At 39.3% G+C, this 21505-nt stretch carries 13 protein-coding genes; 10 read left to right on the top strand and 3 right to left on the bottom strand.

Translation table 11 applies throughout. The annotated features are described in order from the left end of the window. Positions 1–2: 2 nt before the first annotated feature. From PEDSA_RS12900 to PEDSA_RS12870, 7 genes are all read left to right on the top strand, one after another. Complete coding sequence (locus tag PEDSA_RS12900; RefSeq protein WP_013633588.1) at positions 3–2771, top strand: TonB-dependent receptor; 2769 nt, start codon at positions 3–5, stop codon at positions 2769–2771. After that, positions 2768–3904, top strand: coding sequence for a DUF4249 domain-containing protein (locus PEDSA_RS12895; RefSeq protein ID WP_013633587.1), 1137 nt, complete (start codon positions 2768–2770; stop codon positions 3902–3904). The genes PEDSA_RS12900 and PEDSA_RS12895 overlap by 4 nt, the downstream gene beginning before the upstream one ends. Positions 3905–3911: 7 nt before the next feature. Next, the gene (locus tag PEDSA_RS12890; protein WP_013633586.1) at positions 3912–5060 is read left to right on the top strand and encodes a DUF4249 domain-containing protein; all 1149 of its coding nucleotides are present in this window, start codon (positions 3912–3914) and stop codon (positions 5058–5060) included. A 9-nt stretch (positions 5061–5069) separates the two neighbouring features. Continuing rightward, entirely contained in the window at positions 5070–7457 is a 2388-nt protein-coding gene (locus PEDSA_RS12885; protein ID WP_013633585.1) for a hypothetical protein, read from the top strand. A 37-nt stretch (positions 7458–7494) separates the two neighbouring features. Next, positions 7495–9027: a glucuronoarabinoxylan endo-1,4-beta-xylanase gene (locus PEDSA_RS12880; protein WP_013633584.1), complete on the top strand. Its 1533-nt coding sequence runs from the start codon at positions 7495–7497 to the stop codon at positions 9025–9027. A gap of 184 nt (positions 9028–9211) precedes the next feature. After that, complete coding sequence (locus PEDSA_RS12875; RefSeq protein WP_083811776.1) at positions 9212–9973, top strand: glycoside hydrolase family 11 protein; 762 nt, start codon at positions 9212–9214, stop codon at positions 9971–9973. 107 nt (positions 9974–10080) lie between these two features. Beyond that, positions 10081–10914 (top strand): formylglycine-generating enzyme family protein, encoded by an 834-nt coding sequence (locus tag PEDSA_RS12870; RefSeq protein WP_013633582.1) that lies wholly within the window; start codon positions 10081–10083, stop codon positions 10912–10914. 200 nt (positions 10915–11114) lie between these two features. Here the strand turns inward: PEDSA_RS12870 and PEDSA_RS12865 are convergent, their stop codons facing one another. Then, positions 11115–11969 carry a hypothetical protein gene (locus tag PEDSA_RS12865; protein WP_013633581.1) on the bottom strand — a complete coding sequence of 285 codons (855 nt, stop codon included), beginning with the start codon at positions 11967–11969 and terminating at the stop codon, positions 11115–11117. Positions 11970–12427: 458 nt separating this feature from the next. Further along, the gene (locus PEDSA_RS12860) at positions 12428–14206 is read right to left on the bottom strand and encodes an AMP-dependent synthetase/ligase (RefSeq protein WP_013633580.1); all 1779 of its coding nucleotides are present in this window, start codon (positions 14204–14206) and stop codon (positions 12428–12430) included. A 209-nt stretch (positions 14207–14415) separates the two neighbouring features. Here PEDSA_RS12860 and PEDSA_RS12855 point away from each other — a divergent pair, with 209 nt between their 5' ends. Then, a complete protein-coding gene (locus PEDSA_RS12855) occupies positions 14416–14904 on the top strand; it encodes a hypothetical protein (protein ID WP_013633579.1) in 489 nt (162 codons plus the stop codon). 463 nt (positions 14905–15367) lie between these two features. On the opposite strand, the gene PEDSA_RS12850 is transcribed toward PEDSA_RS12855, so the two are convergent. Next, positions 15368–17110 (bottom strand): M61 family metallopeptidase, encoded by a 1743-nt coding sequence (locus tag PEDSA_RS12850; protein ID WP_148233535.1) that lies wholly within the window; start codon positions 17108–17110, stop codon positions 15368–15370. A gap of 209 nt (positions 17111–17319) precedes the next feature. On the opposite strand from PEDSA_RS12850, the gene PEDSA_RS12845 reads away from it, so the two are divergent. Both PEDSA_RS12845 and PEDSA_RS12840 read left to right on the top strand, forming a co-directional pair. After that, positions 17320–18390, top strand: a complete 1071-nt coding sequence (locus PEDSA_RS12845) for an efflux RND transporter periplasmic adaptor subunit (RefSeq protein WP_013633577.1) — start codon at positions 17320–17322, stop codon at positions 18388–18390. Positions 18391–18402: 12 nt separating this feature from the next. Next, the gene (locus PEDSA_RS12840) at positions 18403–21504 is read left to right on the top strand and encodes an efflux RND transporter permease subunit (protein WP_013633576.1); all 3102 of its coding nucleotides are present in this window, start codon (positions 18403–18405) and stop codon (positions 21502–21504) included. Position 21505 lies beyond the last annotated feature (1 nt).

Raw genomic sequence — 21505 nt, 5'->3', positions numbered from 1 at the left:
TAATGACGAAAGTAAAAAAATACCTTTTTATCATCGTAGTGTTTTTTGTAGTCTTCCAAAGTAAAGCGCAGGAACAAGTAGAAAGTATAGAAATAAATCTTTACAATGCTTCTGTAAAAGACCTTGCAGAAAACATAGAAAAACAAGGTGGCTATCGTTTTTACTATGAGCAGACACTTTTTGACAGTCTGAAAGTAAATATCAATCACACAAAAGCTTCTTTAAAAGAGATATTGAACAAAGCCTTTAAAGGCACAGACTTTAAGTACGCTATTTACGGAAAGGCTGTTTTTCTTACCAAAGACAAAGAGATATTAACCGAGCTTCCATCACAGTTTACTGGCAGGTCGAAAATAACAACACAAAAAGAGGACATTCGGCTGGCTGCAGATATTTCTACGAAAACAGTCCAGATAGCAACGCTTGAAAATAAACTGTATACCATTGGGAAAAAGACTGCAATGTCACAGACTACCGGAACCCTTGCCGGGAATATCAAAAATGTAGAAACTGGTGAACCTATTTCGGGAGTATCCGTTTTTGTAGATAAACCGCGTATAGGAGCAATTACCAATGAGTTTGGGTTTTATTCCCTTACCTTGCCTTTAGGAAAACATGAAATTAATATCAGGGCAGTAGGATTAAAAGACACCCGTAGACAAATACTGTTACAGGGCGATGGGAAGCTGGATATAAACCTGACAGATGAGCCATTCTCACTTAAAGAAGTAGTAATCACTACCGAAAAAGCATCCAATATCAGACGCACTCAAATGGGAATAGAAAAACTAGACATCAAAACCATTAAACAGGTGCCTACGGTATTTGGTGAGGCAGATATACTAAGAGTAGTGCTAACGCTTCCGGGTGTTAAATCGGTAGGAGAGTCTAGCACAGGCTTTAACGTACGTGGAGGATCGGTAGACCAGAACCTCATCCTCTTTAACGATGCTACCATATACAATCCATCTCATTTTTTTGGTTTCTTTTCGGCATTCAACCCCGAAGTAATCAAAGATGTACAGCTTTATAAAGGCAGTTTACCCGCAAAATATGGAGGTAGACTATCTTCTGTGCTGGAACTGAACAGCAGAGAAGGAAATAAAAAGGCATTCACCGGAACCGCAGGAATTGGTTTGATAACAAGTCGCTTAAACATAGAAGGACCCCTTATTAAAGACAAGACATCTTTCATTGTGGGTGGTAGAACTACCTACTCCAACTGGATAACCGATCTGTTGCCCGAAAAGTCCGGCTACCGTGGAGCAAAAGCCAGTTTTTACGATATAAACCTTCACGTCAGCCATCAGCAAAACGATAAGAACAGCTTTTATGCCACAGGCTATTTCAGTAATGATAAATCTAATCTGGCAACAGATACCACGTTTATGTACAGTAATCAGAATGTTTCCCTACGATGGAAACACTCTTTTAACAATAAATTATATGGGATACTATCTGGCGGTTATGATAAATACAGTTATAATAACTACAGCAAATATAAAGACGATGTAGACTATAAGCTAAAGTTTGCTATTGGGCAAACCAATCTCAAAACCAATTTCAATTATTATCCAACGGCGAGGTGGAATATAGATTTTGGAGGAAGCACCATTTATTACAAAAACTATCAGGGATCTTTGGAACCTTACAGTGATAAATCCTTAGTTGTTGCTGATATTTTGCAAACAGAGCAGGCATTGGAAAGCGCCGTATTTGCCGAACATCGTTACGATTTAACTGATGCCATTACCCTGAACGCTGGTTTACGCTACTCGTTTTTCAACTATCTGGGGCCGGCAAACGTAAATATCTATGCAGACGGACTCGACAAAACCGATGCAAACATTGTTACGGTAGAGAATTACGGTAGTAAAAAGACAATAAAAACATACCACAGCCCCGAGTATCGTTTAGGGGCAAGAATTGCAATCACTCCTGATTTTTCCGTGAAAGCAGGGTATAATACCCAAAGGCAGTATATACACATGCTTTCCAATACCACATCCATATCGCCAACCGATGTTTGGAAGCTAAGTGACAGGAACATTGCGCCGCAACATGGTAGTCAGGTATCCGTAGGCCTGTATAAGAATTTTAAAGCAAACACCATAGAAACATCTATAGAAGCGTACCATAAGAAGATAAACAACTTTCTCGATTACAAGAGCGGGGCGGTTTTAATACTTAATCATAAAATAGAACAAGATGTGCTGCCAACACAAGGCAAGGCTTACGGGATAGAATTTCTGGTTAAAAAACTTACCGGAAAGCTCAACGGATGGCTAAGCTATACCTACTCCAGAACACTATTGAAAACAGAAGATGTAAGTGGCAGTAATTCTATTAATGATGGAAAGTATTATCCCGCCAATTACGATAAGCCACATGATTTTACCCTGATAGGAAATTACCGCTTTTCGCACCGTGTCAGTTTTTCGCTAAACCTTACTTATAGCACTGGCAGACCAATTACACTTCCAGTTGGCAAATACTATTATGCAGGTGGGCAGCGCCTGCTTTATTCAGAGCGGAATCAATACCGTATACCCGATTATTTACGTTCAGATATATCGTTTAATATACTTGGAAACCATAAAAAAACACAGCTAACGCATAGTTCGTGGACTTTTGGTGTATATAACCTTACAGGAAGGAAAAATGTCTTCTCTACGTTTTTTTCCAGTGAGAATAAGCTGATCAACGGATACCAATTATCCATTTTTGGTACTGCAATCCCTTATGTTAACTATAACATCCGATTTAAATGAAACCATTGCAAATATATATAGCGTTGTTTAGTATGCTGATGTGTTCGGGGTGCAAAGATCCTTTTACACCCGAAGTATCTGCACATTACCGTAATTTACTGGTAGTAGAAGGATTTATTCATATAGGAGGTGAAACCACCATTCGTATAAGCCGTACGGGCGATTTGCAAGACTGGCAAAGCATCAAACCCGAAAAGAATGCCACTGTATTTGTAGAAGGCAATGGAGGAACAAGCCTGAGCGGAACAACAGGTGAAGACGGGAGGTGCGTACTTGCCACACAGCAGTTGGGCATGGATGAAAAATACCGGTTAAGGATAGTAAGCAATGGAAAAACCTACCAGACAGACTATCTGGAAGGCAAGGAAACGCCGGAGATAGATAGTTTAAATTTTAGGATAGAAGATAAGGGGTTCCAGATCTATGTAAATACGCATGACGAACGCAACAGCACCCGGTACTATAACTGGGATTATCAGGAGACCTGGGAAATAAGATCGGCGTTCATTTCTTATTTCGAGTATAAAAATGGGCAGGTAATAGATAGAGATCCAAACATCAATATAACCTATTGTTGGAAGGATGAACATTCTTCCAAAGTCCTGCTAAGTTCGACGGAGCGTTTTTCAGAAGATAGAATAACAAATATGCCCGTTAACTACATTAAAGGAAATTCTGAAAAGATAGCCCATTTCTACAGTATTTTGGTAAAGCAATACGGGTTAACGCGGGAAGCCTACCAATATCTGGAGAACATGAAGAAAAATACAGAGCAGATAGGTAGTATCTTCGATTCGCAGCCCTCCGAACTTAGAGGAAATGTATATTGTGTTTCTGATAGTGCAGAGCAGGTTATTGGATGGATAAGTTCAGGGAAAGCAACAGAGAAAAGATTATTTATTACTTCAAACGATAAGCCGGCGGAAAGAGACTGGTTGTTTAGCCAAAGATGTGATGCTTTAAATATAACTAAAGACAGTCTCGTTTATTACATGAACGGAAATAATGGAATTGTCGATCAAATTGGGGATGGTTTAACGGGGGAAATTTTAGGTTATATAATGGCTCCCACTGTATGTATAGACTGCCGTTTAAGAGGATCGAACATAAAACCGGCTTACTGGCCGAATTAATAAACCGATGAAACCATTGCAAATATATATAGCGTTGTTTAGTATGCTGATGTGTTCGGGGTGCAAAGATCCTTTTACACCCGAAGTATCTGCACATTACCGTAATTTACTGGTGGTAGAAGGGTTTATTCATATAGGTGGTGAAACCACCATTCGTATAAGCCGTACGGGCGATTTGCAAGACTGGCAAAACATTAAGCCCGAAAAGAATGCCACTGTATTTGTAGAAGGCGGTGGAGGAACAAGCCTGAGCGGAACAACAGGAGAGGACGGGAGGTGCGTACTTGCCACACAGCAGTTGGACATGGATGAAAAATACCGGTTAAGGATAGTAAGCAATGGAAAAACCTACCAGACAGACTATCTGGAAGGCAAGGAAACGCCGGAAATAGATAGCTTAAATTTTAGGATAGAAGATAAGGGGTTCCAGATCTATGTAAATACACATGACCAACGCAACAGCACCCGGTACTATAACTGGGATTACCAGGAGACCTGGGAAATAAGATCGGCGTTCACCTCTGCCTATGAATATAAGAACGGAGAGGTAGTTCGCAGAGATCCGGCGGTCAACATAGAATACTGTTGGGCCGATGCCTTATCCACCCGGATATTGCTGGGTAGTACAGAACGGCTTTCAGAAGATAGGGTAACACTCGCTCCCGTTGTACATGTTAAGGGAAACTCTGTAAAAGTAGCGCATCTTTACAGCATTCTGGTAAGGCAATACGGACTGACCCGGGAGGCCTACCAATACCTGGAGAACATGAAGAAGAACACAGAGCAGATAGGAAGCATTTTCGACTCGCAACCCTCCGAATTAAAAGGCAACCTATATAATCCCTCCGACTCTCAGGAGCAGGTTCTTGGTTGGGTCAGTGCAGGTACGATATCGCAAAAGAGACTGTTTATAAGCTACCGCGATAAACCGGAAGCCGGAAGCGACTGGGTGTACGGCCAGCTGTGCGAGCCATTTACGGCATCGAAGGATAGCCTGCTTTACTATCTGGGTGGTAGAAATGCGATTATTTCCGAAAATCGTTTTCCTCAACCCAATGGCGAAATCTTTATTAATTATACCATGGCAAAGGACGATTGCATAGACTGCCGTTTAAGAGGATCGAACGTAAAGCCAACTTATTGGCCGAATAATTAACCACAGGATATGAGAAAGATAACCATTCTATTTTTATGTTTACAAGTCTGCATCATCTGTTTACATGCACAAACAGTAGATACCAGCCTGTTAAAGAAGCGCCTGACAGATTATCTGCAAAATAACTTTCAGGAAAAACTCTATGTACATACTGATAAAAATACATACCTGGCAGGAGAGATTATCTGGTTTAAAATATACAATACGGAAGCTTATACAAACCGTCCGGTGAATATAAGCAAGGTTGCATATATAGAACTGCTGGATAACCAAAACAAACCCATATTGCAAACCAAGGTAACCCTAAAAGAAGGTGGAGGAGAAGGAACATTGTATCTGCCGGTATCTATAAACTCGGGCAGCTATGTGCTGAGGACCTATACCAGCTGGATGAAAAACTTTGGAGCCGATTATTACTACCATAAAGATTTGTCGGTGTATAACACTTTAAAAGAAGAGAATTTTAACGAAGAAAAGAAAGTAGATGACAATATATATAGAGTACATTTTTTTCCGGAAGGTGGAAATCTGGTAGACGGTTTAACCAGCAGGATAGCTTTCAGGGCAGTAGACCGGCGGGGTAAGAGTGTAGAGTTTGAAGGAGTCATACTCAACCATAATAACGATACCATAAGCAAGTTTTCCCCACTAAAATTCGGTATAGGTAGTTTTTACTTCTGTCCATACAAAGCAGAAAAATACAAAGTACTGATAAAGCCTAAGGGAGGAAACGAATTTAGCACAACCCTGCCACCCATTTTTGAAAAAGGTACAGTAATAAGTATAAAGAGAAAAGATCCTGCATATCTATCTGTTTTATTGCAAAGCAATCTGGTGCAGCCAGACGAAAAATATACATTGCTGGTACACAGCGGACAAAAAATAGTATGTGTAAAAACAATTTCAAAAGAAGATACGGGCAAAGAATATCCTGTGGCAGTATCCCTTTTAGGCGATGGTATTTCGCATTTTACACTATTTAGTTCCAAAGGAACAGCTATTTGTCAGCGCCTGTACTTTAAAAAGCCTGCAAACCTACTTAATATCCGGACAGAGACAGATAAACAAGATTATGTTCCAAAAGAGAAAGTGCAGCTTAACATACATGCGGGTTTACCGGTAAAAACAAATTATTCCATATCTGTTTACCAGACTGATTCGGATATAAACGAAGAAGAAAGCATTATTTCCTCTTTATGGTTAAGCTCAGAACTGAAAGGAAAAATAGAAAATGTGGCGTGGTACCTGAAAGATCCTACAGGAGATGCCACAGACAACCTGATGCTTACACACGGCTGGCGCAGGTTTAAATGGGAAAACATTTTTGGGCAGGAACCACCTAGCATAAATTACCCGCCGGAATTGGAAGGGCATATCATTAGTGGCAGGATGTATAACTCATTAACCGGGGATGCAGTAGAAAACGGGCAGGCTTATCTGTCTATACCAGGACAACATGGCCAGTTTTATACCTCATCGTCTCACAAAGGTGGAAAAATCAACTTTTTTACCCGAAATTTCTATAGTGGCAACGAGATTATCGTACAAACAGATGCCCGTACAGATAGCCTGTTGCAGGTAGCGATTTACTCGCCCTTTTCAGACGAATTTTCTGCCTGGTACCCTGCTCAATTCAACGAGCAGCCATCGCAAAAAGGCCTGCTTGAAAGAAGCATAGCCATGCAGGTAAACAATGCCTTTCAGGCCCGGCAACTAAACAACCAGAAACTAACCTCCCAGCCATCATTTAGCTTTTATCATCAGCCGGATAAAGTGTATAAGTTAGACGATTATGTAAGGTTTACCACGATGGAAGAAGTGTTGAGGGAATATGTAACAGAAATATCGGTAAGCCTGCGTAAAAAGAACTACTACCTTAGGGTGCTGGACAATAAAGTTGGACAGTTTGGCGAAAGAGCCCCATTGATACTTTTAGACGGAGTACCGCTGTTTGATGATGGAAATGCTATTATAAAAACAGACCCCATAAAAATACAGCGACTTGAGCTTATACCCACAGCCTATACTTATGGCAAGAACAGTTTTAGTGGTATCGCTAGTTTCTATAGTTATAAAGGAGACCTGGCAGGTTATCAGCTACCAGCAACAGCACTGGTGCTTGATTACGAAAGTCTGCAAACCAACAGGGAATTCTATTCACCCATGTACGAAGGAGACCATACAGGGTTCTCGCGTTCGCCGGATTACCGTACCACTTTGCTCTGGAGCGGAACCAATGTGACCGACGCCAGAGGACAAGCCACGATGAGTTTCTTTACCTCGGAGGTAAAAGGAAAGTATGTGGTAGATATACAGTCGATAACAGCAGACGGAAAGTTAGGTACAGCAAGCACTACCTTTAATGTAACCGGGAAAGAACCAATCAAAATAAATTAACCATTATAAACGATACCAAACAAAAAAACGACAGAAAATGAAAAGAAAGCTTTACATGTTAATCCTCCTGCCATCATTGTTGCTATTAAACTGTAAAAAGAAAGAAGAGGTATCAGGGAATTCACAATGTAGTTTCAATGCATCGGAAATAGTAGTATCCAGCACCGCAGGTAAAGCAGAAGTAACAGTAAGATGGACATTTGCCGAATGGGAAATAAGTACCGATAAATCAGGTTTCCTGTCAGGATTTACTTATTTAAATGGAGGCAGTATCAATCATAGTGGCAATACCCGCATCACTTTCAGCTATGGAGATAACATCAATGCTGAAGAAAGACAACAGAAAATTACCCTTACCAATAAAACCACGGGTGAGCAAAGTATCGTAACTATCAGACAAGATACACGGCCACCAGTAGAAATATCAGTAAACCCAGGGGAAACTTACCAAAATGTAACCGGTTTTGGAGGTATGAATAATGTATGGGCGGCCGGGACGCTTTCTCTCGCAGAAGTAGAGAAAATGTATTCGCAGGATGGACTGGGTTATAATATGATGCGGATTATGATATGGCCCAATAAAAACGACTGGAGCAGAGACGTGGCAACTACGTTAAAAGCGCAATCATTGGGAGCCCGGATACTGGCATCGCCATGGACACCACCCGCGGAAATGAAAAGCAGCAACAGCAACCTTCATGGACATTTGCTGCCAGAGAAATATGCTGATTATGTAGCCCATCTCAACGATTTCGTAGCATATATGAAGAATCAGGGAATAAACATAGAAGCGGTATCTATACAAAATGAGCCGGACTGGAGCCCGGAATATGACGGCTGCGAATGGACACCTGAGCAGATACTCGACTTTATAAAGAATCATGGGGCAAATATCAATGCAAAAGTACTGGCGGCAGAAGCTGTAAACTTTAAGAAAATGTATACAGACCCCGTTTTAAACGATGCAGTAGCAGTAAATAACCTGGATATTGTTGGTGGGCACCTGTACGGGGGCGGTTTGCAGGACTATCCGCTGGCAAGAGCCAAAGGAAAAGAAATGTGGATGACGGAACACCTGCTGAACGAAGTTAACAATGGAATGGGTTGGGAGCAGGCCATGGTGCTGGCTAAAGAATTGAACGATTGTATGAAGGCTAATTTTAACGCCTATTTCTGGTGGTACTTAAAGCGTTCTTACAGCATGCTTGGTGATGGTGATAAAGGAACCGTGATGGGAGAAGTACTGAAAAGGGGTTATGTACTGTCGCATTATGCTAAATACGCCACCGGTAGAAAGCGAATACAAGTAGGGAATATAGCTAATAACAACCAGGTAGAAATTACAGCTTATAGTGGCAGTACAGATTTAACGTTTGTAGTGCTTAATCAGGGGAATACACCGGTGTCGCTCAAAATAAATTTACCTGTTGCGGTAAAAAGTGGTGAAGCCGTAGTAACTACAGAAACACAGAATATGGAAAAGAAAAGTGTGATACTGGGTAGTGATAAACAATCGGTAACAGTGAGTCTGCCTTTAAAATCAGTGGTTTCGGTGAAGTTGATGAAATGAGTTAGTAATCTGTGTAATAGTAATAATGGTGGCCCCAGACGTCTTCAAGATATAGAACATAGGAAAGGTTATAGGTAGCTATATTTCTCCGAAGAACATTTGTTCCAGTAAAATATCGATGTGTGCTATTGGTTTTGGTGTTAACTCGCTTGTTTTGAGTTTGTTAATCAATTGTAAATATTTTATGAAAAAACAATCTCTAAGGAGTAAAGCATCCCATAAGGTTGCTTTAGGTGCAGCAGTAGTAGCTATTGCTGTAGGTACAACAATTTTAAGTAGCTGCAAAAAAGAAAGTGTGGCAGAAAGCGAACAGCTTACACTTGCTAAAAACTCATCTAAAGGAGGTGCAGAAGTACAATCTTATCAATCGGGTACTAACAACGGGTATTTCTGGTCGCTTTGGAAAGACGATCAGAGTGGTTATGTAACCTATACCAATGGATCCGGAGGAAATTATAGCGTATCATGGAACTATACAGGCAATTTTACGTGTGGAAAAGGCTGGAGCAATGGATCTCCGACCCGTAAAATTGGTTATAATTGCGGAGCATATACCTGTAACGGCGGGGGAGTATTGGCTTATTATGGCTGGACAAGAAGTCCGCTTATCGAGTACTATGTTAATGAAAAGTGGGGAAGTAGTAGACCTACAGGAGAAAAGAAGGGCTCGTTTTGGTCGGATGATGCACAATATGACATCTACACAGCTATGCGTTACAATGCTCCATCTATTGATGGAACACAAACGTTTCGTCAAATTTTTAGTACCCGTACTTCACAGGCTCCAACAGGACAAAACAAAGTAATTACCTTTGGGAATCATGCTTATGCATGGCAACAGGCTGGTTTATCTTTAGGTAGTGACTTTTCTCCTGCCGCTATTCTGTTAACTGAAGCTTATGGCGGAAGCAACGGTTATGTAAATGCAACGGTATGGCAGCAATAATAATCTGCTATAAATAAACTCAATTGAAGGGGACTATAAAAATGCTTTTTGGTTTTGTATAGTCCCCAATCTGATTGTAAATCTCCTGATAGAATATAACAAAATTTATGAGATTATTATATGGTTTGCTGGTAATAATATTTAGTATTGATTCTTGCAAATTCAACAAGAGTGCTCCCCCCGGTTTCGTTTTTGTAAAAGGAGGATTTACAAAAAATATAAAATCAAATCTTTATAATAGTTCAGTTCTCATCCGTGATTTTTACATAAGTAAGTATGAGGTTACTCAGAAAGAATGGTGGGAAGTAATGGGATATAATCCTTCTGGCTTTAAAGGAGACAGCCTACCGGTAGAAAGCATAAATTGGTATGAAAGTATTGAATACTGTAATAAACGAAGCCTTAAAGAAGGGTTGGAGCCTGTGTATCTGCTTGATAAGATGAAAAAAGACACAGACAATAAAAGTGAGTTTGATAGCTTGAAATATACAGTAAAGGTCAGGAAAAATGCCAACGGCTACAGATTGCCAACCGAGTTGGAGTGGGAATATGCCGCGAGTGGAGGACAGGAGAGTTTAAATTATAGCTATAGTGGTAGTGACGATATCAACGAAGTAGCATGGTTCTGGAAAAACTCGGGCAATAAAGAGCTAAAAGGAGAGTGGTCCTGGATGATTTTAGAAAACAATCGTTGTTCAACAAAAAAAATAGGAGTTAAAAAACCAAATGAGTTGGGTGTTTATGATATGTCTGGTAATGTAAGAGAGTGGTGTGAGGATTGGTACCAGGATTACCAGACACCAATGGGATTGTTAAGATCTCAGAGAGGAGGAGGTTGGATGGGGGCAGATAGCCGTTGCCAGATTTTCAATCGCCATAGTTTTGAAGCATCCGGAAAAGGGACAGATCAGGGCTTGCGCTTATGCAGGTCTGTATTGTAAATTAAGGGCTCATTACATCAACAGTCTTATAGCGAATCAACGTTATAGCCAATTTATTCAATGCTGTTTATATTGGATATATCTCTTTTACTATTTACAAAACAACTATGAAAGTAAGAGAGGCACTTAGCTAAAGGTCACTATTTTTTGTAATTTTATAGAAATGTAAAAACTGAAAGATCAATCGCACCGCTATTGTTTTACTTCTTTTTACTTTCTTTAAGTTGTAAGCGTTTCAGTTCACGTAACATATCCTCACCCTGATAGCCGGCAAGTGGGAATCTGTAAGAATCTGTTTCTTTATTTTCCTTGCCATTTGCTGTATACGGACTATGAAAAGCAGCAATGATAGCTGCCGGAAAGAAACTCTTATCGTTGAGAACAATACCGTCGCGTCGGATACCGTCAGGCGCATAAAATACAACAGAGAGAGCAACCAGAATAATGCTACCCTTTTCGGCCCTTTCAGGTGTGGTCCACTCCATTTGTTCCATATTTTTACCTTTTGATACATCTATCTCGTGATGTCCCAATAACTGGTGGTATTGCTGTTTGAAATCTACGGATATTACCGTAAAGCGAAGGAAACAGCCATTGGCAGCGGGCAACCAACATAATTCATTACTCTCAAATGCAGGTATGGTTATCTTTACCAAACCATTATTGTTTATTACAATATCTGGTGATATCAACAGTGTTTCATCCAGGGGAGAGTTTCTGTTGAACTGGAAACCTATTAAGGTAGAAAGATCTGCATGATGCAGATCACGTTGGCCCCGGGTTTCCTCCGTCCCACTTCTGATAGCATTTAATACAGTATTGTTCAAACGGTTAATCATGCTGCCATCCGCATAGTGTGATAATCCTGTAAACATTTGACGCAATACCTTAGCTGTACTACTCGCCAATCCAAATTCCAGTGCACTCTCTTTGGTGGCCGCTGTTTGGCGCACTTCTCCGGGTCTGCTCTGGATAATATTGGTGTCGCCCACTTTTCGGTATACCATATTACCAATTCTGCCACGGATAAAACCTTTTTTGTCAATAATTGCCATGTGTAAACCTCCTTTTTTTTATATCAGTACAAGCTCTCTTTAATAAAGATACGGTATAATTGGCAGACAAACAACAGATTAGCTATCTATGAAAATAGAATAAAATAGTTAAGAATCAATTATAAATCCATGTTTTTTATAAAAAAGGTGGACTCACTCTGGTATAAATGCAGAATAAAAGTAGATATATGAATAAGATATCTGCCCTCTGTTTTTAACGAGACTCGTATCATTTTACATGATTTCAGAAAGAAAGTATAATATATACTGCCTATTAGTAAGCAAGCTGCAGGAGAATTTGTTCAGTTTTATTGAACCATAGGGGGCATAATCTTAAATGTTTGGATTTGTATAAAACTTATCAGGTTGGTAATTCACTCGAAGGAGCGATGTCCTAATACAATATTGATTATTAGGAAAGTAAAAAACAAAAGGGATTGTAAAAATCCCTTTTGTTTTTAAATATCATGATGTTCTTCGTCTTTGTAGATCTCCTCTATAGCGGCTTCATTATTTTTGAGGATTACCTTTCTTCTTAGGCTAAGTTTTGGAGTTAATTCCCCGCCGTCGATGGTAAATTCATGTGGTAGCAGCGCTATCTTTTTTACCTTTTCCCATTTGCCGAAATCGGCGTTTAACCGGTCCACCTCAGACCATATTTTATCAATTACTTTCTGGTTTTTGGCCAGCTTTTGGTGATCAGTTTCCGCAATTTGGTTGCGTTTAGCCCACTCAATCACTTTTTCGAAATTTGGAACAATTAGAGCCGACGGGAAACGTCTGTTTTCACCCAGAACCATCACCTGCTCTATGAACGTGGATTCTTTGAACTTGGTTTCTAGAACCTGAGGCGCTACATATTTTCCTCCGGCAGTTTTAAATACTTCTTTTTTACGGTCTGTTATTGTAAGAAATCCATCTTTCAGATTTCCTATATCACCGGTATGAAACCATCCTCCTTCTGTAACGGCTTCCTGCGTAGCATCGTCCCTTTTATAATAACCCTTCATTAGGCTTGGTCCTTTACACAAGATTTCACCGTCTTCTGCAATTTTTACCTCTACATTGAATAAAGGTTTTCCTACAGTACCGAACTTCGTTTCACCTTTACGCGGCCCATTTACCGAAATAACAGGAGATGTTTCCGTTAAGCCGTAACCTTCCAGAACTTTTATGCCGGCACCCCAAAATACTCTTGCTAATCTTTCTTGCAGAGCAGCGCCACCTGATACAATCAGCATGATTTCTCCGCCAAGTGCATCTTTCCATTTTTTGAAGATCAGCTTCCTTGCAAGCTTTAATTGCAGTTCATACCATGCGCCATTGGCTCCGTCAAGCTCGTATTTTAATCCCAGATTTAGTGCCCAAAAGAACAGGCTTTTCTTTATCCCTGTAAGTTCGTGACCTTTAGCTACAATTTTATCGTATACCTTTTCCAGCAATCGCGGTACACTTGTAAAACAATGTGGTTTTACTTCCGAGAGGTTTTGTACAATTGTATCCAGGCTCTCTGCATAGTAAACAGAGATTCCCAAATAAAAATACATATATACCACCATTCTTTCGAAAATATGAGATAAGGGTAAAAAGCTTAGTGCCCTTGTAACACCTTCGGGATAAAGTTTGGCAGAGGCCTCGATATTACTTAAAAGGTTTTTATGCGTTAGCATTACGCCCTTTGGCGTACCTGTTGTACCGGATGTGTATATTAAAGTTAATAAGTCGTCTCCCGTGATTTTACTTCGGTATTCGTCCAAATCAATAAACGACTCATCATCATGTGTTTCGATAATTTCTGTCCAATGGGGCGCACCATCAATCTTTTCGAAGGTATAGATTTTGATATCCTGACCATTTTCCTCTGCAATGCGTTTGAGCTTTTGGTATAATGGTTCAGACGAGACAAATACCACTTTTATATCTGCGTCTTTAAAAATAAACTTAATATCATTCTCGGCCAAAGTTGGGTACATTGGGACCTGAGCGGCGCCAATTTGCATGATCCCGAAATCGCAAAAATTCCATTCGGGCATATTTTCCGCCATAATCGCGACTTTGTCATCTTTTTTTATTCCTAATCGAATGAGTCCTTTACTCACCTGGTCAGAGATTTTTATGAAGTCTTCGCAGGAATATTTTACCCATTTGGAGTCTTTTTTATAGGCTAAAACATCGTTGTAACTATAATTTGCCTTGTTATAAGAAAGCAGATCGAATACTCTTGAAATTCCTTGCATAGACATAAAGTTAATCTGTTGTCTTAAATTACTGATTTTTAGTCTGCAATGCAAAAATATTTTCAGGCGACATACCGACTAAAAAAGATACAATATCAGTCTCTAACAGTATTAAATTAACGATTTAAGGGAATATAAGTTTTTTTTATTTCTATACTTGCACAAAATTTAATGCTGTACACGGCGTTGTACTTTCAAAGATTACTTACATGAAACACAGATTTTTTTTAACAGCTCTATTCTCTATTTTATTCTTCTTGAATACCAAAGCTCAGGATTACACTGCGGGAGTAGGCCTTAGATTTGGAGGTTATGAAAATGGTTTAACCGGTAAATATTTCGTGGATGAAAATACTGCTTACGAAGGTATTTTAGGTTTTAGAACAGGAGTTTTTGTTCTGACAGGATTATATGAAAAACATGCGCCTCTGTTGGATGTGCCTGATTTGAAATGGTATTTTGGTCTTGGAGCTCATATAGGCGGAATCAATGGGGAAAGGTATAGAAGATATACAGGAAATGATGATAAAGTTTACAAAAGTGGACTTTTATTGGGTGCGGATGCCGTAATAGGAGCCGAGTGGTTAATTCCTAATGCGCCTTTATCTTTAGGAGCTGATTTGCATCCGAGATTGGAATTAGCTAAAGGTCCGTTTTTAGATTTGGAACCGGCAATCACTATCCGCTATATATTTTAGAAATAATTATTCTTACTAAAAAAGCTAACAACGGAAAAATGTTAAATGCTGAATTTTTAATGTTTAATGAAATTGTCCTGGGAACCTGAGTTCGACCATCATTCGTTGTTTGCATAATCTTTAAGTGAGATTAGTCGTCGTTCCTTCCCACAATACCATCTCAAAAAGTATCAGAACGAAAAGCTAGATACAAATTAGGGCGGCCAAAAACGGCCACCCTAAACAGGCTGGTACAAGACTGCCTAAAACCCAAAATTACAAAAAATATAAAATTGACTTGTATATTAACGCAGAGTCTAAAGGTTGAATAGCCCCTTTCTTATGGGATTTTTAAGTTCCTTGAACAATACAAATCCTACTGTCTGAGCAATGGTCTCTCATAGAGGACTCTGCGATAACAAGTGCAGACTACCCCTGTGGTCATCCAGACTTCGACTTCCGACCTTTTATCACTTCAGGGGTCTTAATTTTTCAACCATTTATTATACAATTTGATAGCGTCCTTATCTGCTCGATCTTTCTTTACAATCTGTATTTTATTGTTATTGTCTTTTTGCAGAGTGACGGTTATGGTTTTAAGGATTCCGTCTCGACTGATCAAAACATCTATTTTCTCGCCAATTTTTCTATTTTCCAACGCCGTTGGTATATCCTCAATACGTTGTTGGTTGATGGCTAATATTTCATCATTAACATTTAATCCGCTATTCCATGCACTGCCATCTCTTACAACTTTTGTGATGATGTTACTTTTGTTGGCAACGATTCCCAAAGATGGATTTTCCATAGGGACTATATATTTTAAGGTTAAGCCAACATAGCCCAGATATTTATCAAAATCTATAGGAGTGGTTCCGTATACATAATCCTGATAGAAGGTATCTAAATTTATACCTGCGGTTTTTTCTAGTAAACCCTTAAACTCCTCACTGGTAAAGCCAATATTTTTTTCTTTATAGAACTCGAAATAGGCTGTTTTAAGTACATCGTCCAGACTTTTCTTTCCTTTAGTTTGATGCAGAATTTCCAGGTTAAGAATTAATGCTAAAAGCGAGCCTTTAGTATAATATGAAACCTGCGAGTTGGAGCTGTTTTCATTTTGTCTGTAGTATTTTATCCAGGCATCGAAACTTGCTTCGGCTACAGGTTGGATTTTGTCCCCGCCCAAATTCATTTGTGATTGAATATCTTCGCCTAACAGCTGTAAATAACGATCTTCATTAATCAGATGTGCTCTTTTGATTAAAAGATTATCATAGTAAGCTGTGAAACCTTCGGCTATCCATAGATCGGTGGTATAATTCTCTTTTTCGTAATCAAAAGGTCCCAATGCGGCCGGCCTTAAGCGTTTTACATTCCAAAGGTGAAAATATTCATGAGCAACAAGACCTAAAAAGTTGGCGTAAATCACAGGGTCATTATATCCCATTCTTTTGGCGCCCAAAACAGTAGAGTTTAGATGCTCCAGGCCGCCACCGCCATTTTTATAGTTATGAACAATAAATACATATTTTTTATTAGGGTTTTCTCCAAAAATAGAAGTTGATTCCTCTATCACTTTTGTCATATCAGTCTTCAGGCTGTTGATGTCATAATTTCCGCCGCCTACCATAGCGACTTCATGCAACACCCCTGCGGCGGTAAACTCAAATACATCCTGATTACCTATCTCGATAGGAGAATCATACAGCCAATCGAAATTTTGTGCTGTAAAAGTGTTTTTGTCTGATGAACTTTGGGCTAATCCGGTAGATATTTTGGACCAATTCTCGTAAGGCTTGATACTAACATTTACTGGATTGTTAAAAGCTTCTTGGGTATACATAAAGACACCTGTTGGGGAGATGAAGGCGTGATTTTCATCAACAAAACTTGTTCTTACCGAAATTTCAAAAGCATATATTTTATACCTGGCAACGATATTTTTTTCGCCATTGGTTTCTATTTTCCATGCGTTCTTTCTTATCTTGTTGCAATTCAAAGGTTTTCCTGAAGCGCTTGCAGCTTTAAAACCTTCGATATTCTTAGAAAATTCGCGAATGAGATAAGAGCCGGGAGCCCAGACAGGGAGGATGACTTCCAGTTCGTTGCTGTTTACATGATCGATTCGCATTTCTACCTCTACATAGTGAGTATGAGGTTGGGGAAATGATAAAGTGTAAGAAACAGACTGGTTATTTTGAGCTTTAGAAATGGTGTTAGTCATAAAAATAACTATGAAAAATATGTAAACTGATTTTAGATGCATAAGTGAAAATAGACAATTATGAATTTCAAAATTAAACTTTCTATAGGCTTTTGTAGTCATATAGATTATAATTGTAATGCGAATGATACTTATATAGGCAGAAAATTTGTAGATATTCAGCATATTAGCAAATTGGAGTCGCACTTTTTTTGTAATCAAACCTAACGATGAAAATAAAATATATTGTTTACACTTTAATAGTTCTAGTTTTAGCTTATCTAATTTATAAAAGAGTTCAGGGAGAATCGAAAGCTGATTCAGCAGCAGGCGGGGGGAAGGCTTCAAACAAAGGGCCATCGGGCACACTTCAGGCAATCGTCGTAAAATCTCAAAAGTTTAATAATGCCATTTCCGTTTCTGGATCTGTAGAAGCTAATGAACAGGTTAGTCTCAAAAGTGAGATCTCTGGTCTGGTAAGAGAGATTTATTTTAAAGAAGGGACAGTGGTTTCTAAAGGTGCTACTTTGGTGAAAATAGATGATAGGGAGTTAAAAGCACAACTAGCGCAGGCAGTAACAAAAGAGAAACTTGCTTTTGAAGTCGAGCGCAGAGCTTCGAAATTGTTAGAAGCAGAGGCCATCAGTCAGGAAGAATATGATAATGCGCTGGCAGAATTGAAATCACTTCAAGCTCAATCGCAATTGATAAAGGCTCAGTTGTCTAAAACAGAAATCCGCGCTCCGTTTTCGGGCCGAATTGGTTTAAGGAGCATCTCTGTAGGTGCTTATATTACACCAACTACTGATATTGCTAATCTGGTGAGTGTAAATCCTGTGAAAATTGATTTTTCGATTCCAGAGAAATATGCAAATCGTGTAAAAGTGGGGTCTAAATTCGATTTTACAGTAGCAGGCAATAATAAATCGATGGAGGCCGTAGTATATGCTATTGAACCGTCTATCAATGTGAATACAAGAACTTTGCTTTTGAGAGCCAGAGCAGATAATGCTTCCGGCAATTTACTTCCCGGCACATTTGCGAATGTTAAATTGCCGTTAGAATCTATTGAAAATGCGATTCTTGTTCCTACAGAAGCGATTGTTCCGGTGTTAAAAGGGAAACAGGTGTTTGTTTACGAGAATGGAAAAGCAGTTGCTAAAGATGTAGACACAGATATCAGAACAGATAAGGATGTTTTGATCACATCTGGTTTAAATGCAGGCGATACAGTAATAATATCAGGATTAATGTCGCTTAGGGCAGATCAGGAAGTTAAGGTAAAAGTGGTAAAACAATAAAAAGCAGTCTCAATGAGTATTTCAACAACAAGTATAAAAAGGCCGGTACTTGCCATTGTAATGAACCTTGTGATTGTTCTGTTTGGAATTATTGGCTACACATTTCTAGGGGTAAGAGAGTTTCCCTCCATAGACCCACCGGTTGTATCGGTAAGGACAAGTTATCCGGGGGCAAACGCAGATATCGTAGAATCGCAGATAACCGAACCGCTGGAAAAGTCTTTAAATAGTATAGACGGTATCAAAAACCTCTCTTCTTCAAGTAATCAGGGGAGTAGTGTAATTACTATAGAATTTAATCTGAACAAAAACTTAGAAGAAGCTGCGAATGACGTAAGAGATAAAGTTTCACAGGCGGCCAGGCAGCTTCCTAAAGATATAGATGGCTTGCCAATAGTTTCTAAGGCAGACGCTAACTCGGATGCAATAATCTCTATGACAATCCAAAGTGATAAAAGGAATATTTTGGAAGTGAGCGATTTTGCAGAGAACGTTATTGCACAGCGAATCCAAACCATACCCGGTGTTTCGAGTGTACAAATTTGGGGGCAAAAGAAGTTTGCAATGAGATTATGGCTGAATCCGGATAAATTGGCTTCTTATGCATTGACGCCTTTAGATGTTAGAAATGCACTGGAGGCACAGAATGTGGATTTGCCATCGGGAAAGATTTCTGGTGATAATACCGAACTGGTAGTAAAAACATCTGGAAACCTAAGCTCTGAAGATGAATTTGAAGAGCTGATTATTAAAAACGATGGTACAAATATCATTCGTTTAAAGGATGTGGGCTCTGCGGTTTTAGGTCCCGAAAATGAAGAAACAGTATTACGTTCTTCCGGAAAGCCAATGGTTGCAACAGCTATTATTCCTCAGCCTGGAGCAAATTATCTGGATATAGCCAAAGAATTTTATAAGCGTTATGACGAGCTGAAAAAGGAATTGCCGGAAGATTATACTTTAAATATAGCATTAGACAATACTTTATTTATTAAAAGGTCGGTTACAGAAGTTGCCGAAACAATTTTGATAGCACTGGTTTTGGTTATCATTATCATTTATCTGTTCTTTAGAGATTGGAGTATAGCATTCAGACCTTTAATTGATATTCCAGTATCATTGATAGCCACATTTTTTATCATGTATTTGTTGGGATTCTCCATCAATGTGTTGACATTGTTGGCGATAGTGCTTGCAACGGGATTGGTGGTTGATGATGGTATTGTTGTTACAGAGAATATTTATAAAAAAGTAGAGGAGGGAATGTCGCCTTTTGAAGCAGCGATACGTGGCTCGAATGAGATATTTTTTGCTATCATTTCAATCTCGATAACACTTGCGGCAGTTTTCTTACCCGTTATATTTCTGGAAGGATTTGTGGGACGCTTATTCCGGGAGTTCGGTGTGGTTATTGGTGCTGCGGTTCTGATATCTGCTTTTGTATCATTAACACTTACGCCAATGTTAAATGCTTATTTAATGAAGAGCGAGCATAAGCATTCTAAGTTTTATGATAAGACAGAACCCTATTTTGAACTGATGAATAACAGTTATGAGACCTCGCTTAATAAATTTATGAAAAGGCGCTGGTTAGCATTCCCTATTGTTATTTTATGTTTTGTTCTGATTGGGATTTTCTGGAAAGTATTGCCTAAGGAAACGGCACCTTTGGATGACAGAAGTGGCGTAAACCTAACTATAACAGCACCAGAAGGTGCATCTTTTGAGTATACAGATGCATTTATCCAAAAGGTAAACCATATAATTAAAGATACAGTACCCGAAGTATTGAGTCATATATCGATTACATCTCCGGGTTTTTCAGGTACCGGGGCTCCCAATACGGGAACAATCAGGCTTCGATTAGTGGATGCCGATAAAAGGGAAAGAACCCAACAGGAAATAGCACAGGAACTTACACAGATAACAAGAAAGCTTTCCGAAGCAAGGGCTTTCGTCATCCAGCAGCCAACAATTTCGGTAGGTAGGGTGAGAGGTTTACCTGTGCAGTACATTATACAGGCAAATAGTTTCGAAGATTTGCGGGAGAAAGTACCGCTGTTTATGCATGAAATTTCTCAGGATCCAACTTTTACCAATACAGATGTGAATCTTAAATTCAATAAACCTGAATTGAGTATCTCTATAGATAGAAATAAAGCGCAGGATTTAGGCGTATCAGTATTGGATATTGCGCAAACATTACAACTTTCTTTTAGTGCACAACGCTTTGCCTATTTTATCATGAACGGAAAGCAATATCAGGTAATAGGACAGTTTGACCGTGATAAAAGAGATGATCCCTACGATTTAACTTCAGTCTTTGTAAGAAATAAAAAAGGAGAACTGATTCAACTTGATAATCTGGTTACGATAGAAGAGCGTAGCAGCCCTCCACAATTATATAGAAATAATCGTTTCGCTTCGGCTACTGTTTCGGCAGGATTAGCGCCGGGTAAGACAATGGGAGATGGCATAGCAGCAATGGAAAGGGCAAAAGAAAAAGTCCTGGATGATACGTTCTCGACAGATTTGGCCGGAGAGTCAAGAGACTTTAGTGAAAGTAATTCGAATACGATATTTGCCTTTGGCCTGGCACTTTTACTGGTTTACCTGATACTTTCGGCACAGTTCGAGAGTTTTATAGATCCGATTATTATTATTGTGACGGTGCCACTTGCGGTTGCAGGAGCATTCTTCTCTTTGTGGATATTGGGACAAAGCTGGAATATATTCAGTCAGATCGGTACCATTATGTTAATTGGTCTGGTAACCAAGAATGGTATCCTGATTGTAGAATTTGCCAATCAGCTTAAAGAGCAGGGAGTGCCGCTTCCTCAGGCAATCAGGCAATCGGCTGTTGCCAGGTTAAGACCAATTTTGATGACAAGTTTGGCCATCGCATTAGGTGCTTTGCCTATTGCTATGGCGCTGGGAGCGGCAGCAAAGAGTAGGATGAGTATGGGAACTGTAATTATAGGAGGAACAATGTTCTCTTTAATATTAACCTTATATGTTATTCCCGCTATATATTCCTACTGGTCCAGAGAGCACAAAATAAGTAAAGCTGAAATGGCAGCAAAAGAAATTGAATTAGCAGAAAGAAATTCATAAT

Origin of the sequence: Pseudopedobacter saltans DSM 12145 (genome assembly GCF_000190735.1) — a bacterium.
Lineage (GTDB): Bacteria > Bacteroidota > Bacteroidia > Sphingobacteriales > Sphingobacteriaceae > Pseudopedobacter > Pseudopedobacter saltans.
The sequence above is the reverse complement of the archived record's forward strand: the minus strand, read 5'-3'. Positions and strand labels throughout refer to the sequence as shown.

Bases quoted from the DNA above. Each gene is read 5' to 3' on its own strand.
- PEDSA_RS12900 (WP_013633588.1), top strand. From the start codon at position 3: ATGACGAAAGTAAAAAAATACCTTTTTATCATCGTAGTGTTTTTTGTA.
- PEDSA_RS12895 (WP_013633587.1), top strand. From the start codon at position 2,768: ATGAAACCATTGCAAATATATATAGCGTTGTTTAGTATGCTGATGTGT.
- PEDSA_RS12890 (WP_013633586.1), top strand. From the start codon at position 3,912: ATGAAACCATTGCAAATATATATAGCGTTGTTTAGTATGCTGATGTGT.
- PEDSA_RS12885 (WP_013633585.1), top strand. From the start codon at position 5,070: ATGAGAAAGATAACCATTCTATTTTTATGTTTACAAGTCTGCATCATC.
- PEDSA_RS12880 (WP_013633584.1), top strand. From the start codon at position 7,495: ATGAAAAGAAAGCTTTACATGTTAATCCTCCTGCCATCATTGTTGCTA.
- PEDSA_RS12875 (WP_083811776.1), top strand. From the start codon at position 9,212: ATGAAAAAACAATCTCTAAGGAGTAAAGCATCCCATAAGGTTGCTTTA.
- PEDSA_RS12870 (WP_013633582.1), top strand. From the start codon at position 10,081: ATGAGATTATTATATGGTTTGCTGGTAATAATATTTAGTATTGATTCT.
- PEDSA_RS12865 (WP_013633581.1), bottom strand. From the start codon at position 11,969: ATGGCAATTATTGACAAAAAAGGTTTTATCCGTGGCAGAATTGGTAAT.
- PEDSA_RS12860 (WP_013633580.1), bottom strand. From the start codon at position 14,206: ATGCAAGGAATTTCAAGAGTATTCGATCTGCTTTCTTATAACAAGGCA.
- PEDSA_RS12855 (WP_013633579.1), top strand. From the start codon at position 14,416: ATGAAACACAGATTTTTTTTAACAGCTCTATTCTCTATTTTATTCTTC.
- PEDSA_RS12850 (WP_148233535.1), bottom strand. From the start codon at position 17,110: ATGACTAACACCATTTCTAAAGCTCAAAATAACCAGTCTGTTTCTTAC.
- PEDSA_RS12845 (WP_013633577.1), top strand. From the start codon at position 17,320: ATGAAAATAAAATATATTGTTTACACTTTAATAGTTCTAGTTTTAGCT.
- PEDSA_RS12840 (WP_013633576.1), top strand. From the start codon at position 18,403: ATGAGTATTTCAACAACAAGTATAAAAAGGCCGGTACTTGCCATTGTA.